We start from the raw sequence: 16443 nt of genomic DNA on the forward strand, positions 1-16443 counted from the left end.
AAAAAAGGAGTGCTTCAACACCAACTGTTTGATAGACTTATCCACAGCTGCTAACTCAAAACGCAGCGACCAGCCCTGGGTCACATTTCGATCAGCAGGCTGGGTCAAGATTCAATCAGCGCCAACATGCAGACGACAGACGGCGCAATCGTCGGCACCAGCGCCTTCGAACGCGGCGTGCGGGTAGCGCAAACTGCCGCTGGCAGGGCCGGTGTGCTATCGACAATATTCAGCACGCGTACGCTCGGACTGACTGGTGCGTTGGACGGTGCCAGTCAGCGCGAATACCTGTCGGGACTACTGATCGGCCACGAAATATCGGCATTGCAGGATCTTTTGCAACAGCGGCAACAGCAAACGTCGCTCGTCATCCTGGTTGGCGAGCCCGCTTTATGCGAACGCTATGCAAGCGCGCTGCGCGCCTATGGCGTTGCACGAATACAGATCATGGCGCAAGCTACCGAGCGCGGCTTATGGCAGCTTGCGCTAGGCGCCGGTTTGCTAAAGACAGTTTGATGCAAACCCACATTTCCAGGACCCCACCATGCTAAAAACCGCAATGAAACAATGTGGCCTGATTGCGATCCTGCGCGGCATACAGCCGCATGAAGCAGCGGCGATCGGCGTCAAACTGTACCAGGCAGGATTCAGAATCATCGAAGTACCGCTCAATTCACCAGAGCCTTTTAACAGCATCGCCACGCTGCGTAACACTCTGCCAGCCGACTGCATGGTTGGCGCCGGCACGGTGCTGAGTGTGAAACAGATTATCTCCGTCAAACAAGCTGGCGGTGAAATTATCGTGATGCCGCACAGTGACGCCAACGTGATAGCCGCAGCCAAACAAGCCGGACTGGTTTGCGCACCAGGAGTCGCCACCGTGACCGAAGCCTTTGCGGCACTCGCCGCCGGCGCCGATGTATTGAAAATGTTTCCGGCCGAACAACTTGGCCATACAGTCGTCAAGGCCTGGCGTGCGGTGATTCCGCAAGAAGTGGCGTTGTTGCCGGTGGGCGGTATAACGCCGGAGAACCTGGCAATATTCAGCGCCGCCGAGGCCTCCGGTTTCGGCTTGGGGTCGGCGCTATACCAACCCGGAATGGGTGCCGAGCAGGTCGCCCGGAACGCCAGCAAATTCGTTGCCGCATGGCGTGCGACCCAACAAAAAAACTAACCGGATGCGGGCCTGTCCCGACCTCAGCAATCGACAATGCACCCTAGGAGACAACCTTAATGAAGATCACCAAACTGACCACTTTCATCGTACCGCCGCGTTGGTGTTTCCTGAAAATAGAAACCGACGAAGGCGTCGTCGGCCGGGGTGAGCCGGTGGTGGAGGGCCGCGTACATAGCGTGGTGGCAGCGGTGGAGGAATTGTCGGACTACCTGATCGGCAAAGATCCACGCCATATCGAAGACCACTGGACGGTACTGTATCGCGGTGGCTTCTATCGCGGCGGCGCGATCCACATGAGTGCGCTGGCCGGTATCGACCAGGCGTTGTGGGACATCAAGGGCAAGGCGCTCGGCGTATCAGTGAGCCAGTTGCTGGGCGGCCCGGTGCGCGACAGCATTCGCGTCTACTCCTGGATCGGCGGAGATCGTCCGGCCGACACCGCAGCCGCCGCCAGAGATGCCGTGGCACGCGGCTTCACGGCGGTAAAGATGAATGGCACCGAGGAATTGCAGTTTGTCGACTCGTATGAAAAAGTCGAAGCCACATTAGCCAACGTCGCCGCGGTGCGCGACGCGGTCGGCCCGCACATCGGTATCGGCGTTGACTTTCACGGCCGCGTGCACAAACCGATGGCCAAGGCTCTGATCAAGGAACTCGATCCGGATAAGCTGATGTTCATCGAAGAACCAGTACTCAGCGAAAACTATGAAGCGCTCAAAGAGCTGGCAGCGCTGACCAGTACCCCGATTGCCCTCGGTGAACGACTTTATTCGCGCTGGGATTTCAAACGCATCCTCAGCGAAGGCTATGTTGACATCATCCAGCCCGATGTATCACATGCAGGCGGCATCACAGAAACCCGCAAGATAGCAAGCATGGCCGAAGCCTATGATGTGGCCGTTGCGCTGCATTGCCCGCTTGGCCCGATCGCGCTCGCAGCTTGCCTGCAGGTTGATGCCGTTTCCTACAACGCCTTCATCCAGGAGCAAAGCCTGGGTATCCACTACAACGAAAGCAACGACTTGCTCGACTATGTAAAGAATCCCGAAGTCTTTGCTTACAACAAAGGCTACGTCACGATTCCGCAAGGGCCGGGACTCGGGATCGAGATCAACGAAGAGTATGTCAAGGAACGCGCCGCCATCGGCCATCGCTGGCGCAATCCGATCTGGCGCCATCAGGACGGCAGCTTTGCCGAATGGTGACGAAAAATAAAGTCTGAATCAGTAGCGCTTAACATCAGCGGCGCTTAAAAAACCCCGGATGTGCGTATTGCTCATCCGGGGTTTTCACTTGACAAAGGGGGCATCCGCCAAGATGCCGCTTCCCGCAAATTCGGGCTGATTTTTACGCTTACGCCGCCTGTTTTTGCTCGGCAGGTTTTTCGTCGCGCAGTTCGCGCCGCAGAATCTTGCCGACATTCGTCTTCGGCAGTTCAGTTCGGAACTCAATATATTTCGGACGCTTGTAACCGGTCAACTGCTCGCGACAATATGCCATCAACTGCTCAGCCGTCAACGCCGGATCTTTGCGCACCACAAAAATCTTCACCACTTCACCAGCATGCTCATCCGGGACGCCAACGCAGGCACATTCCAACACGCCGGGATGCTGCACCACCACACCCTCAACCTCATTCGGATACACATTAAAGCCGGACACCAGAATCATGTCTTTCTTGCGGTCGACAATCCTGGTGTAGCCGCGCTCATCCATGATGCCGATATCACCCGACCTGAAGAAACCATCGGGAGTCATCACCTTTGCAGTTTCATCCGGACGATTCCAGTAACCGCTCATCACCTGCGGCCCACGAATCGCAATCTCGCCCGGCTGGCCTAACGCAACCGGATTACCAGCATCGTCCAGGATCACGATCTCGGTCGATGGCAACGGTAAGCCGATGGTGCCGCTGTACTCCGTAATGGTACAAGGATTTGCGCTGGCGATCGGCGAGGTTTCCGACAAGCCGTAGCCTTCGATGATCGGGCGGCCGGTGACTTCCATCCATTTTTCCGCCACTGCTTTTTGTACCGCCATGCCGCCGCCAACACAAACCCGGTAGCCGGAAAAATCCAGCTTGGCGAAATCTGGATGATGCAACAGCGCGTTGTATAGCGTATTGACGGCAGGAAAAGTATTGATCTGATACTTCGACATTTCCTTGATCAGGCCGGCGATATCGCGCGGATTTGGAATCAGCAGGTTGAGTGCACCTTCGCGCATGCCCAGCATGCAGCACACCGTCAAGGCAAAAATATGGTAGAGCGGTAGCGCGCATACAAACGCCAATTGTTCAATCTTCGGCCCCTTCGCCAAGCCAGGAGACAACCAGGCCTCGGCTTGCAGCACATTGGCCACCACATTGCGGTGCGACAGCGTCGCGCCCTTGGAAACACCGGTGGTGCCGCCAGTGTATTGCAAGAAAGCGACGTCATCCGGCGTCAACACGACAGGCTTCAGTTGCATCGATGAAGCTTGCGACAAGACCGTATTGAACGGTACCGAACCCGGCACAGAAAAACTCGGCACCATCTTCTTGACATGGCGCACCACCAGGTTCACCAAAACACCTTTGAGGCCCATCAGATCACCCATGCTGGCTACCACGACATGCTTGATCTTGGTCCGGGCGACCACTTGCTGCAATGTGGCGGCGAAATTCTCAAGAATGAAAATAGCCTGCGCGCCGGAATCGTTCAGTTGGTGCTCCAACTCTCGCGGCGTGTACAGCGGGTTGACGTTGACCACGGTATAGCCGGCGCGCAGGATGGCCGCGAGCGCGACCGGATATTGCAGCACGTTCGGCATCATGATGGCCACGCGTGCGCCTTTTTGCAGGCCCTTGCTTTGCAGCCAGGCACCAACATTGTGGGACAGCTGGTCGACTTCGGCATAAGTCAGGCATTTGCCCATGCAGGCATACGCATTGCGCGCCGCGTATTTCTGAAATGCCTCTTCCAGCAACTGCACCAGAGACTGATATTGCGTATAGTCAATCTCGGTCGACACGCCCTCAGGATACGATTTGAGCCAAAATTTATCCATGTTCCGCCTTTAGTCTCTGCTTGTTATAAATGCATTTTTCTGGCGTGTTCCACTGCAATTGGGAAAGCTCGCCGATAGGGGACAACAACTGGAGCAACAGCTGGGACAGCAGTTGGTTTCGCAAAAAAAGCACGATTGTATTTTTTATACTATGGCGATGCTAGCGGGCACAGCGTCGGCACGCAAGCATTTTTGATACGTATTCGAGCAATTCTTCGACACTTCCTCATATTGCGACGCAACACAGACTCGGGATACCGCCGACTTGCAGCGGCATCAGCGGGGAAGACTTCACCGGTATCGATGGCGCCAGCGCAGCCAACGGATATCTGAAGACCGCATCTTTACAACGGGTCAGGCGCGCAGTTCACCGGCAGGCTTCCTGGATACACTAAATACCTGGCGTCGACGGGGCAGCAAATCGGCACACTGGCATAGCGCTTCTCACACCTGAGGCAATCAAGCCTTTTCAACGCGCTAAGCTATGCCAGGAGCACGCATTAACTGTCTATCAGATATCTTTCAGAGATAACAAGAAAGCAATTTTATATTGGCGCTTTTCTCGCCAGCTCATCGAGTTGCTTACGCCGCTCCTCCTTGCTGAGTGCCGCCAGTTGAGCGACCGCGGCATAAAAATTTTTGAAATTTTTTTGTTGTGCCAACAAAGCCCGGAAACCCGGTACCAGATCGTAGTAGGTCGCCACCAGCGCCAGATGCGCATTTGACAATGGTTCCGCAAACCAGCGATCGAAGCCGGTATAGCCGCCCCACTGCAGCTTCAGTTGCTGATAATTTTGCTGCAACTCAACAAATATCGCCACCTTGCGCTGCAGCTTTTGTGCATCGCTCAAATCGCTCGCGTAGTTTGCGGCCAATTGGGCGCGGCATTTCAGCAGCAAGGCCAGGAAATCCTCTTTAAGCCCCTCAAACTGGACATAGGCGTCACGCATCTTTTGACTACCGGCGGCGTCCAGCCAGCGTTCGACCCCTGCCTGTTCGACCGTGGTGGCGAACGATTCGTTGAATTGCGTATCGTCTTTAGCATACACCGTCTGGTGTGCCAACTCATGAAACATCAGGCGCGCCAGCTCGCCGTCGGGATACTTGATAAAAGTCGACAACAAGGGGTCGTTAAACCAACCGAGCGTAGAGTATGCCGGCACGCCGCTGACTTGCACGTCGTAACCCTGCTGGCGCAAGCCAGCGGCAAATTTCTGCGCGGCGGCCTCGCTAAAATAACCACGATAATTGACACAGCCGGCAATCGGAAAACACCATTGCTCCGGCGTCAGCGACAACGCTGGCGCGGCCACCACATTCCACAGCGCGTATGGCCGTTGCAAATCAGCATATTCGGTGTAGCTGCGATTGTCCGGCAAATCCAGTTCTGTGACAGCGAAACGACGTATTTGCTTGCTGCGCGCCAGCTTGGCTTTCAGCTCGGCATCGGCGCCTGGATCGGCCAGCCAATCATCGATAGGACAGGCCCTATCAAGTAACGAAAACTGGCCATGCGCCGCCTGGCCGTAATAGGCGATCTGCGCGCAGCCGGATACCAACAAGGCGAGGCAAAAAACCACGCACAGACGGGCCTTCATATGCCGGCGCCGCTCTCGGCTGTCGCTTTTTCCACTTCCACCAGTGCATCGTAGAAGGTTGGCGCCCTGCCCATATCGGTGAGCCGCTGACTAGTGACCTCGTTGGCATTCTTGCCGTCGCCGGCCATTTTCTTCCACCAGATCGACAAGCCAACCACCAGCCCGATGCGCGCTTTGTCGGTGACCCTCAGCTTGGCATTGAAACTACCGCGATCGTTGTAGATGCGCACTGTATCGCCGTTAGCCAGCCCGCGCTGACGGGCGTCAGCCGGATGCATGTCCAGATGCGGCTCGCCTTCGGTATCGCGCAGACTGTTGACGTTGACGAAGCTGGAGTTGAGGAAATTACCTGCCGGCGGTGAAATCATCGCCAACGGATATTTTCTGGCCAGTTGAGGATTACTGGCGCGCGATTCATACGGCGCAATATAGGTCGGCAGTGGATCCAGTCCATCCTGCTGCATCTGCGCACTGTAGAACTCGCATTTTCCAGAAGACGTCGGAAAGCCGCCGTTGGCGAACGGCGCATCGGGGGTGTTCAGTTTTTGCCAGCCTTTTTGCTTCAGTGCATTCCAATCGAAATGGATTGCCCGCACGTTTTTGCGATCAAACGCCTGCGCGGCAATCTCATCGTCGCTCTCGCGGAAGCAGGGATCGTCAAAGCCCATGCGTGCCGCCAGCAGACGGAAAATTTCGGTGTTCGGCTTGGCTTGGCCGAGTGGCGCAATGGCCGCATTATTGGCCAGCATGTACAGGTGCCCGTATGCAGAGTGGGCATCCACATGTTCCAGCTGAGTGGTGGCCGGCAGCACAATGTCAGCGTAGTCGGCGGTATCGGTCTGGAAGTGCTCCAGTACCACGGTAAACAGGTCTTCGCGCGCGAAGCCGCACGCAACCACGGCCGATTCCGGGGCTATCGCTACCGGGTTCGAGTTGTACACAATTAAGGCTTCGATCTTTGGGCCGAACCCGGCAGATGATTCGCGCAGCAAATCATCGCCGATGGTGCTCATGTTGATGGTGCGCGGCAGCACGCTGTGGCGACGCAGAAAATCGGGGCGCTGCAAAAACTGGTTATTTTTCGGGAAACTATCTGATGAAGACAATTGAACGCCGCCGGCAGCATGGCGCCAGGCGCCAACCAGGGCCGGCAGGCAAGTGATATTGCGCACCGCCATGCCACCGCCATGTGCCCGCTGCAAACCGTAATTAATACGAATTGCCGCCGCTTCGCCACGCCGCGCAGCACCGCCATAGGCGCGTGCCAGCTCCAGTACTTCTTCGGCGCTGATCCCGCACACCTCGACAGTTTTTTGCGGGGTCCACGCATGGACGCACTGCTTCAACTGCTCAAAACCCAACGTATACTGCGCGATGTAGTCATGATCCAGCAGGTCTTCCGCAATCAGCACATGCATCATGCCCAAGGCCAGCGCCGAGTCGGTGCCCGGCAACAGCGCGATGTGCTGATGACATTTATCCGCAGTCAACGAGCGATAAGGATCGATGGCGATCAGCTTGGCGCCATTGCGCTTGGCTTCCTGAGCCCGCATCCAGAAATGCAGGTTGGAAGCAATCGGATTGCCGCCCCAGATCAGGATCAGCCTGGCGTTTTGGAACTGCTCCAGGTCGGTGCCGATCCGCGCGCCTATCGTATATTTATAGCCGGTGCCGCCAGCCGAAGCGCAGATGGTGCGGTCCAACAGCGAGGCACCGATGCGGTTGAAAAAGCGCATCGACATCGACTCACCCTGCACCAGCCCCATGGTACCGGCGTAACTGTAGGGCAGGATCGCTTGCGGATTGCGGGCGGCGATCTCCTGCAACCGCTCGGCAATGGTATCGATTGCCTCTTGCCAACCGATCTGCTCGAACTTGCCCTCGCCCTTTTTGCCGACGCGCTTCATTGAGTACAGCAAGCGGTCCTGATGATATGTGCGTTCGGTATAGCGCGAGACTTTGGTGCAGAGCACACCGGCGGTAGTGGGATGGTCGGGATCGCCCCTGACTTCGATGGCAACGCCGTCAGCTACTGTTACCAGCAACGCGCAAGTATCAGGGCAATCGTGCGGGCAGGCGGCACGAACGATGGTAGTAGTCATAATGTCATTAAACCGGAATGCTTTAATACGCTACTTTAGCAAACTCCGGACAATCAGGATTCATTGGTGGCTTCCTGCTTAACTGCGCAGGCGCATCTCTGGATCGATAAGGCGCAACATGAAGGCTTCGCATTGTGCCAACTGCTCCAGAGACACGAATTCATTGGGGCGGTGTGCTTGCTCAATACTACCTGGACCGCAAATGACGGTCGGAATGCCAGCGCGTTGAAACAAGCCAGCCTCGGTCCCATAAGACACCGCACCATGATTTTTGTTGCGCGCCAATGCGGCTGCCAACTGCACAACTTCGGCGTCTGGTTGCATGTTCAATCCGGGGGCCGATGCCAGTCACTCGAAATCGATCCCGGCATTCGGTTCGATTCGCTGCATTTCCGGCAATAGCGTTGCCGCGAAATCCTGTATTTCACGATACAGTTGCTCGACATCGACGCCCGGCATGGTGCGCGCTTCGAACTCGAATCGGCAATCCTTGGGCACGATGTTAGCTGCCAGGCCACCCTTTATGAGGCTGGTTTGCATGGTGGTGTAGGGAACAGTAAAGCCGTAGTTGCGCGTTTCCAGTTGTGCGAAGCGGTCAGCCATCTGCCGGATATAGACAATGATGCGTGCCGCGTATTCGATTGCATTGACGCCCATTGTGGTGTAGCTGGAATGTGCTTCGCGGCCGCGGATGCAGCAGCGGAAACGATGCGTGCCCTTGTGCGCGATGATCGGTTGCATCGACGTCGGCTCGCCAACAATACAGCCTGCCGGCTTCAATCCAAGCTCCTGCAGATCCTTGATCAAGCCCTGCACGCCGATGCAACCGACCTCTTCGTCGTAAGACAATGCAAAGTGCAAGGGGGCATCCATTTTTGCGGCAAGGAATTGCGGTGCCAGCGCCAGGGCGGTAGCGATATAGCTCTTCATGTCTGCCGAGCCGCGGCCGTACAACAAGCCATCTTTGACAGTCGCCTTGAACGGATCCGTATCCCAAACCTGCCCTTCGACCGGTACGACATCGGTATGACCGGAGAGAATCAAGCCAGGTTTCGGCCCCTCGCCCAGTGTCGCGAACAGGTTGGCTTTCCTACCTGTGGCATCGTAAGTCAGGCGCGAGGAAATGCCGAGACCGGCGAGATAATCGCGCGTCCACTCGATCAATCCAAGGTTGGAATCGCGTGAAACGGTTTGAAACGCAATCAAACGTTCAATCATCTCCATGACCGCGGAGGATGCCGTCAAATCAGTGCGGGCGTTGCTAGCGGTGTTAATTGCGGTGCCCATATTACTGTCCTCAAGTTATCCAGATGTGGTTCAACAGCTATGCCCCTGCCATATGGTTCAAGTGGCAAGCAGAAAAATGTTTTGGGCTGATTTCCTTCAGCTCCGGCTTTTCCACCTTGCAGCGCGCGATCGCATGCTGGCAACGCGGATGAAAATGGCAGCCGCCCGGCGGGTGCAGCGGCGATGGAATCTCGCCCTTGACTGCAAAAAATTCGGTTCTGCGTACTGCCAGTGTCGGCGCCGATGCCAGCAGCGCCCGTGTGTAAGGATGGTTGGCGCGGGAAAATACGGTGTCGGTCGAGGCCGACTCGACAATCCGCCCGAGGTACATGATGACTACCCGATCCGACAAATGCCGAACCACACCAAGATCATGGCTGATAAACAGATAAGTCAAATCGAGCTCATCACGCAGCTTGATGAACAAATTCAGCACTTGCGCCTGGATTGACACATCCAGCGCCGCCACCGCCTCATCACAGACGAGAAATTCCGGGTTGACTGCGAGCGCGCGTGCAATCCCCACGCGGGCCCGCTGGCCACCGGAAAACTGATGTGGAAAACGCCGCAGCATGACACCATCCAGCCCGACTCGTTGCAGCAAGCTTTCGACATACTCGCGCTGCTGTGCCGCATCGACCATGCCATGCACCAGCGGTGCCTCACCAACGATATCCTGGACCCGCATGCACGGGTTCAGCGAGGCGTACGGGTCCTGGAAAATCATCTGGATTGCCAACTGTTTTTTTCGTCTTGCTGCGATATCCAACTGCTCCAGCTGCTCACCTTTCCAATAGCGCGCGCCGCCACTAAGTCCATGCAACCCAACCACCATTCGCCCCAGCGTCGACTTGCCGCAGCCGGACTCGCCGACCAAACCGATTACTTCGCCGCGCTCAATGCGCAGGCTGACCTCATCAACGGCATGCACCACCTCTTGCTGCATACCTGCACCAAACAAATTGGCGATGCGCACCGCGCTGTCCAAGGTTTTGACAAAACGTTTACTGACCGCCTTCAGCTCAAGCAGCGCCGTGGCTGGCGCCACTTCTGCCGCCGCGACATCATTGTCGTTCATTATCTGGCCCATTGTCATTGCATTGCCTCCGTCAGACGTTCCTGCAAGGGATGGTAGCAACGCAACATGCGTTGCTCTGCCATACGCAATTCAGGCGTACGCTCGCATTCGACGCTGGCATGCTTACAACGCGCGCGGAACGCGCAGCCCGGCGGCAAATTCAGCAGCGAGGGTGTGATGCCGGGTATTTGCTGCAACGGTTGGCCGCGCCGATTGCGCGAAGGCGCCGAGGCGATCAAGCCGTGCGTGTAGGGATGACGCGGCTGTTCCAGTACTTGCTGCACGCTGCCGCTTTCGACAATCCGGCCGGCATACATCACCGACAGCGTATCCGCCAGCCCAGCCACCACCGACAGATCATGCGTGATCCAGATCAGCGCTGTGCCGGATTCACGGCACAGCTTCTGCATCTCATACAAAATCTGTCCCTGTATCGTTACGTCCAACGCGGTCGTCGGTTCATCGCAGATGATCAGATCCGGTTTGTTGAGCAGCGCAATCGCGATAGCGACGCGCTGCCGCATACCGCCGGAAAACTGATGCGGATAGGCCATCAGCCGTTCATCCGGCGCAGCAATGCCGACCCGCACCAGCACCTCACGCGCCATTTCGTGCGCCACCATCCGGCTGACATGTTGATGTGCGCGCACTGCTTCCACCATCTGCGTATCGATACGCAAGACTGGATTGAGGGTCATCATCGGGTCCTGGAAAATCATCGCAATCCGGTTACCGCGAATCTTCCGCATCGCCTCTGCAGGCAGACCGCGCAGATCGCTACCGTGCAGCAGGATTTCGCCGCCGACGATTTTGCCCGGCGCATCAATCAAGCCCATGATCGAATATCCAGTCATTGATTTGCCTGAACCGGATTCGCCGACCAATCCCATGATTTCACCACGGTTGACCGAAAACGATACCTGATCGACGGCTTTTACCACTCCCGCCCGCGTGGTGAATTGGGTCTGCAGATTATTGACCACCAGAGTCGCTGAATTTTTCATACTCATTCTTTTACTGCGCTTGCAAACGCGGATTGAGGACATCGCGCAACTGATCCGCTACCAGATTAATGCTCACCACAGTCACCAGCAACGCAACTCCCGGAAACACGCTGATCCAATATTTCCCCGACAGCAGATATTGAAATCCGTTAGCGATCAGCAATCCCAACGATGGCTGTGTAATCGGTAGCCCGAGGCCAAGAAACGACAAGGTGGCCTCCAGAGAAATCGCCGACGCTACCTGCAAGGCGGCAATCACGATCAACGGCGGCAAGCAGTTTGACAACAAGTGGCGGAACATGATGCGCAGCGGCGACAAGCCCAGTGCCGTGGCCGCTTCGATATATTCTTTCTTGCGCTCCACCAGCGCCGCGCTGCGGGTGGTGCGCGCGTAATATGCCCACTGTACGGCAACCAGAGCGATGATGATCTTATCAACGCCGCGGCCGGTCAGCGCCAATAAAATCAATGCGATCAGAATCGGTGGGAACGACAGCTGGATGTCTGCCACACGCATGATGAATGCTTCAGTACGCCCTCCGGCGTAGCCCGCCAACAATCCCAACGTCAAGCCGAGCGACAGTGCGATAACGGTACTAACCACGCCGACCATTACCGATATGCGAATACCGTACAAAATCGCCGATAGCATGTCCCGGCCCTGGTCGTCGGTGCCAAGCAGATAAGTCATGGCGCCATCGATTGCCGTTTTGCCCGGCTCCAGCCGCGAATCCATCACATCAAGTCTGGCCAGGTCATACGGATTCTGCGGCGAGAGGACTGGCGCAAAAATCGCCGCCAGCACAATCAATACCAGCAAGATAAAGCCGACAGTGGATATCTTGCTAGCGAAAAAATTTCGCACGAAACGCTGCCACGGCGTCTCTATATCATTAATGAGAGTTTGTGTCGGTTCCATATCAACCCTTGCCCCCCCCCTGAGAGGCGCACGCGCGGGTCCAACACCGAATACAGCAAATCCACCAGCAGGTTGATCGTTGTGAAAATTGTGACGATCATCAGCAAATAAGCAACGATCACCGGCCGATCCAGGACGCGGATCGAATCGATGATCAGCTTGCCCATTCCCGGCCAGGCAAAGACGGTTTCAGTGACGATCGAGAAAGCGATGATCGAACCGAACTGCAACGCGATCACCGTGACGATCGGGATCAAAATATTTTTCAGTACGTGGGGCCCGATGATGCGGCCGTTGCGCAGGCCTTTGGCGCGAGCGAATTTGACGTAGTCTTGCATTAGCGCTTCCTGCGCACCCGAACGCGTCAGGCGGATCACCAACGCAATATTGAACAAAGCCAGATTGAAAGCCGGCATCAGCAAATGCCTCAAGCCGTCCAAACTGAGAAAACTGACCGGTACGCCGAACAACAATTGAGTTTCGCCGCGGCCGCTGGTAGGCAGCCAGCCCAGTTGCACCGCAAATACCATGATCAGCATCAGGCCGACCCAGAAGGTCGGCAACGAGAAGCCTAAGATCGAGACGGTCATGATGCTCTTGCCGATCGACCCATTGGGCCGCAAGCCCGCGACCAGCCCGAGCGGCAAGCCCAGCAAAACAGATAGCAGAATCGCCGCTGAGGATAATTCCAACGTGGCCGGCATCCGCTCGAAAATCAGCGCCAGCGCAGGCGTCGAATAGGCGAACGACCGGCCCATGTCGCCGCTCAGCGCGTTCTTCAGGAAGATGAAATATTGCAGCCACAGGGGCTTGTCGAGACCGAACGCGACGATCACCTTGGCACGCTCGATCTGGTCGGCATCGGGGCTGATCAGCACGTCGACCGGATTGCCAATCGCATACACCCCGATGAATACCAGCAGCGACATCACCACCAACACGGCAGCGCTTTGCAACAGGCGGCGAATAATAAAAGCCAGCATCGATTAATCCATAAAAAACCCGCTCACGATGATCAGCGAGCGGATGTCAGCGGTCATCTTATTGCGGATAAAATTCGTAAGCGTGGGTACGCTCATCAGTGCGCGGGATATATACGATACCTTTTTTTGCGGCCCATGTGGTCACTTGCTGATGAATCGGAATCACGCCGCCGTCATCGATGACGATTGCGGTGGCCTGTTGCAGCAAAGCGGATCGCTGCTTGTCATCGACCGTAGCCAGCGCCTTGCCCAGCACAGCATCCATATTCTGATTGCAATATTTGAGCCAGTTGACCGCACCCATTCCTTTTGTCGGATTGTCGCAAGCCACAAGCGCCCGCAACGGCGACGACACTTCGCCTGTCTGCGCGCCCCAGCCCAGCAGACCGATCGAATATTCGCCCTTGGCGCCACGGGCCGCATACACCGACATCGGCGCGCCCTCGACCTTGGTTGCAACGCCGATGCATGACCACATCTGCGCAATCGTCTGCGCAATTTTTTCGTCGTTGATATAGCGATTATTCGGCGTGTGCAACGTCAGGCCGAAACCATTCGGATAGCCGGCTTCAGCCAATAATTTCTTTGCTGCTTCCGTGTCGTATTTGGGCGGCTTGAGGCTCGGATTGTGACCGAACAGCGCCGCCGGCACCAAATTCACGGTGGGCTCCGACAAACCTTCCATGACGCGGTCGCGAATTGCCTCGCGATTGATAGCGATTGACAGCACACGGCGCACGGCGCACGCGCACGTCCCGCAACGGATTCTTGTCGAGCGGTTTGCCATCCTTGTCTGTGACAAATGGCGATTTTTCGCGACGTGTGTCTGGATACAGATAGATGACGCGATGCGACACCTTCGCATAAAAACTCAGATTATTGTCAGCACGCACCTGCCCCAGATCGGCGGTCGGGACATTTTCGATAGCCTGCACATCGCCCGCCAGAAGGGCCGCCAGCCGAGTTGCATCGTTGGGAATAAAGCGCAGCGTGACTTTACTCCAGGCCGGTTTCTTGCCCCAGTAATTATTATTACGCTCCAACTCGACACGGTCATCGCGCTGGAACTTGACGAACTTGAACGGCTCGCTGCCTACCATCCCCTTGCCGCTCGAAAAATCGTCACTGCTGATGCCCTGAGTGGCTTTTTTGGAAACGATATAAATCGAGGTCAAGTCCGCCAGCAGTAATGGATACGGCTCCTTGGTCGTCAGCTGTATGGTGTAAGGATCGATGATTTTCTTGTTGGTGATCGCCTTGGTATAGGTGTCGAATTTACCTGGACTGCCGACTATCGTCGCCGGCCGATCAAGCGACCACGCGACATCTTCCGCAGTCACCTCGCTGCCATCGTGGAATTTGACGCCCTTGCGCAGCTTGAATTCCCACGTCAGATCGTTCACCAGTTTCCACGATTCGGCCAACTTCGGAATGATATGGCTATCGGCATCCATTGCTACCAATTGCTCGAAAATGTGGTCGGAAACGTTAATATTTGGAAAAAGATTGTAGAAATGTGGGTCCATCGATGTCGGCGGAGAACTCATCGCCAGTTTGAATTCCTGCGCCGCAGCCGACGGCAGGATTGGCGCCCAGAGCGCCAGGCAGAATACCATCTGCAATACACGCAATCCCCTAACTGACCACGACATCAGACGCATAATGCTCTCCCGTGATTGAACACCGATGGACCGTCTAGGCGTAATATACACAATCAACAGACTAGGCCACCGACGAATTTATACGCAAAAGTCGTGCCATAGACATCAAAAAATATCAGGAGCAAAATATGAACTTGATTGATCCGATCATCGGCTTCCAGGCCGAATTGCAAGCCATCCGGCGCGATCTGCACGCGCATCCGGAACTCAGTTACGAAGAACAGCGCACTTCCGACTTAGTCGCCCGCAAACTCACTGAATGGCAGATCCCGGTACTGCGCGGCCTGGGCGTGACCGGCGTGGTCGGCATCGTCAAAAATGGCAGCAGTGATCGCGCCATTGGCCTGCGCGCCGATATGGACGCGTTGCCGATGCAAGAGTTAAATACCTTCGCCCACGCCTCCCAACATCAGGGCAAGATGCACGCTTGTGGGCACGACGGCCACACCGCGATGCTGCTTGGTGCGGCGCATTATCTGGCCCGGCACCGTAATTTCGACGGTACTGTGTACCTGATTTTCCAACCAGCGGAAGAAGGCGGCCGCGGCGCGCAGCGGATGATCGACGATGGACTGTTCGAAAAATGCCCGATGGAAGCCGTGTTTGGCATGCATAACTGGCCTGGCGCAGCGGCCGGCAGTTTTGGCGTCAAGCCAGGGCCGATGATGGCCTCCAGCAACGAATTCGAAGTCATCGTCAAAGGCAAGGGTGCGCATGCGGCGCAACCGCACAAAGGTATTGATCCGGTCATGGTAGCAGTCCAAATTGCCCAAAGCTGGCAGACCATCGTGTCGCGCAATCTCAATCCGAATGACCCGGCAGTGCTCTCTGTGACGCAGATTCATAGCGGCAGCGCCACTAACGTCATCCCCGATGAAGCAACTCTGATCGGTACCGTCCGTACATTCTCGACCGCAGTGCTAGACAACATCGAAGCACGCATGCGCGCGATTGCCCGGCACACCGCTGCTGCATTTAAGGCTGAGGTGGATTTCCGCTTCCATCGAAATTATCCGCCGTTGATCAATCACGCCAAGGAAACTGCCTTTGCGGTCAGCGTGCTAGAGAGCATGGTCGGCGCCGAAAACGTCAATTCGCAGGTTGAACCAACCATGGGCGCTGAAGACTTCGCGTTCATGCTGGAGAACAAACCCGGTTGCTACGTATTTATCGGTAATGGCGAAGGCGATCATCGCACCAGCGGCCACGGTCTGGGCCCATGTAACCTGCATAACGCCAGCTATGATTTCAACGACGACTTGCTGCCGATCGGTGCCAGCTACTGGGTCAATCTGGCCGAATCGTACTTGAAGAAAAATTGATTTCTTGCCAGGACCAACTGGGTAAGCAAATAAAAACAGCGGCTCTCGGCCAGCCCCCTTATCCAATATTGCCGATAACGGAGATGGCGTTATCAGAGGCTCATTGCACGACAATGATCGATTACCCCGGTTAATAACCCTAATAACCCTAATAACCCTGAGCTTCCCCCGAAATTTAGTCTTCCATAGGTAACGTAAAATCAACGATCCTTTGGAAAGACCAGCAATGAAGAAGATACCAAAACAGATGTACACGGCGGAGTT

The 16443-nt window shown here is 56.0% G+C and carries 11 protein-coding genes and 2 pseudogenes; 4 read left to right on the forward strand and 9 right to left on the reverse strand.

What is annotated here, in order from left to right:
• Positions 1-126 precede the first annotated feature (126 nt).
• From ACIQ0R_RS04985 to dgoD, 3 genes are read left to right on the forward strand one after another with little or no spacing between them, the layout of a single operon-like run.
• Positions 127-516: a 2-dehydro-3-deoxygalactonokinase gene (locus tag ACIQ0R_RS04985; protein WP_395824402.1), complete on the forward strand. Its 390-nt coding sequence runs from the start codon at positions 127-129 to the stop codon at positions 514-516.
• 28 nt (positions 517-544) lie between these two features.
• On the forward strand, positions 545-1174 hold the full coding sequence (locus tag ACIQ0R_RS04990) for a 2-dehydro-3-deoxy-6-phosphogalactonate aldolase (RefSeq protein ID WP_395824405.1): 630 nt from the start codon (positions 545-547) through the stop codon (positions 1172-1174).
• A gap of 59 nt (positions 1175-1233) precedes the next feature.
• Complete coding sequence (dgoD, locus tag ACIQ0R_RS04995; RefSeq protein WP_395824408.1) at positions 1234-2382, forward strand: galactonate dehydratase; 1149 nt, start codon at positions 1234-1236, stop codon at positions 2380-2382.
• A gap of 148 nt (positions 2383-2530) precedes the next feature.
• Here the strand turns inward: dgoD and ACIQ0R_RS05000 are convergent, their stop codons facing one another.
• The 9 genes and pseudogenes from ACIQ0R_RS05000 to ACIQ0R_RS05040 all read right to left on the reverse strand — a co-directional run bounded on the left by ACIQ0R_RS05000 (position 2531) and on the right by ACIQ0R_RS05040 (position 14812).
• Positions 2531-4225 (reverse strand): long-chain fatty acid--CoA ligase, encoded by a 1695-nt coding sequence (locus tag ACIQ0R_RS05000; RefSeq protein ID WP_395824411.1) that lies wholly within the window; start codon positions 4223-4225, stop codon positions 2531-2533.
• 545 nt (positions 4226-4770) lie between these two features.
• Positions 4771-5823, reverse strand: a complete 1053-nt coding sequence (locus tag ACIQ0R_RS05005; protein WP_395824414.1) for an aminopeptidase — start codon at positions 5821-5823, stop codon at positions 4771-4773.
• A complete protein-coding gene (locus ACIQ0R_RS05010; protein ID WP_395824416.1) occupies positions 5820-7925 on the reverse strand; it encodes a molybdopterin-dependent oxidoreductase in 2106 nt (701 codons plus the stop codon). Before ACIQ0R_RS05010 ends, ACIQ0R_RS05005 begins: the two co-directional genes overlap by 4 nt.
• Positions 7926-8003: 78 nt before the next feature.
• Positions 8004-9212: pseudogene (argE, locus tag ACIQ0R_RS05015) on the reverse strand (acetylornithine deacetylase).
• A gap of 37 nt (positions 9213-9249) precedes the next feature.
• The gene (locus ACIQ0R_RS05020) at positions 9250-10290 is read right to left on the reverse strand and encodes an ABC transporter ATP-binding protein (protein WP_395824420.1); all 1041 of its coding nucleotides are present in this window, start codon (positions 10288-10290) and stop codon (positions 9250-9252) included.
• 14 nt (positions 10291-10304) lie between these two features.
• The gene (locus tag ACIQ0R_RS05025) at positions 10305-11294 is read right to left on the reverse strand and encodes an ABC transporter ATP-binding protein (protein ID WP_395824423.1); all 990 of its coding nucleotides are present in this window, start codon (positions 11292-11294) and stop codon (positions 10305-10307) included.
• A gap of 10 nt (positions 11295-11304) precedes the next feature.
• On the reverse strand, positions 11305-12213 hold the full coding sequence (locus ACIQ0R_RS05030; RefSeq protein WP_395824426.1) for an ABC transporter permease: 909 nt from the start codon (positions 12211-12213) through the stop codon (positions 11305-11307).
• Complete coding sequence (locus ACIQ0R_RS05035; RefSeq protein WP_395824429.1) at positions 12180-13196, reverse strand: ABC transporter permease; 1017 nt, start codon at positions 13194-13196, stop codon at positions 12180-12182. The genes ACIQ0R_RS05030 and ACIQ0R_RS05035 overlap by 34 nt, the downstream gene beginning before the upstream one ends.
• A gap of 58 nt (positions 13197-13254) precedes the next feature.
• Positions 13255-14812 (reverse strand): annotated as a pseudogene (locus ACIQ0R_RS05040) (ABC transporter substrate-binding protein).
• 173 nt (positions 14813-14985) lie between these two features.
• Here ACIQ0R_RS05040 and ACIQ0R_RS05045 point away from each other — a divergent pair.
• A complete protein-coding gene (locus ACIQ0R_RS05045) occupies positions 14986-16179 on the forward strand; it encodes a M20 aminoacylase family protein (protein WP_395824432.1) in 1194 nt (397 codons plus the stop codon).
• Positions 16180-16443: the final 264 nt, after the last annotated feature.

The sequence above is a fragment of the Collimonas sp. genome (genome assembly GCF_044339385.1).
In the GTDB taxonomy this organism is placed as follows: domain Bacteria; phylum Pseudomonadota; class Gammaproteobacteria; order Burkholderiales; family Burkholderiaceae_D; genus Collimonas.

What these genes read in the sequence shown, in the direction of transcription:
- ACIQ0R_RS04985 (WP_395824402.1), top strand. Translation starts at nt 127, where the DNA reads ATGCAGACGACAGACGGCGCAATCGTCGGCACCAGCGCCTTCGAACGC.
- ACIQ0R_RS05030 (WP_395824426.1), bottom strand. Translation starts at nt 12,213, where the DNA reads ATGGAACCGACACAAACTCTCATTAATGATATAGAGACGCCGTGGCAG.
- ACIQ0R_RS05000 (WP_395824411.1), bottom strand. Translation starts at nt 4,225, where the DNA reads ATGGATAAATTTTGGCTCAAATCGTATCCTGAGGGCGTGTCGACCGAG.
- ACIQ0R_RS05010 (WP_395824416.1), bottom strand. Translation starts at nt 7,925, where the DNA reads ATGACTACTACCATCGTTCGTGCCGCCTGCCCGCACGATTGCCCTGAT.
- ACIQ0R_RS05020 (WP_395824420.1), bottom strand. Translation starts at nt 10,290, where the DNA reads ATGAACGACAATGATGTCGCGGCGGCAGAAGTGGCGCCAGCCACGGCG.
- ACIQ0R_RS05035 (WP_395824429.1), bottom strand. Translation starts at nt 13,196, where the DNA reads ATGCTGGCTTTTATTATTCGCCGCCTGTTGCAAAGCGCTGCCGTGTTG.
- dgoD (WP_395824408.1), top strand. Translation starts at nt 1,234, where the DNA reads ATGAAGATCACCAAACTGACCACTTTCATCGTACCGCCGCGTTGGTGT.
- ACIQ0R_RS05025 (WP_395824423.1), bottom strand. Translation starts at nt 11,294, where the DNA reads ATGAAAAATTCAGCGACTCTGGTGGTCAATAATCTGCAGACCCAATTC.
- ACIQ0R_RS05005 (WP_395824414.1), bottom strand. Translation starts at nt 5,823, where the DNA reads ATGAAGGCCCGTCTGTGCGTGGTTTTTTGCCTCGCCTTGTTGGTATCC.
- ACIQ0R_RS04990 (WP_395824405.1), top strand. Translation starts at nt 545, where the DNA reads ATGCTAAAAACCGCAATGAAACAATGTGGCCTGATTGCGATCCTGCGC.
- ACIQ0R_RS05045 (WP_395824432.1), top strand. Translation starts at nt 14,986, where the DNA reads ATGAACTTGATTGATCCGATCATCGGCTTCCAGGCCGAATTGCAAGCC.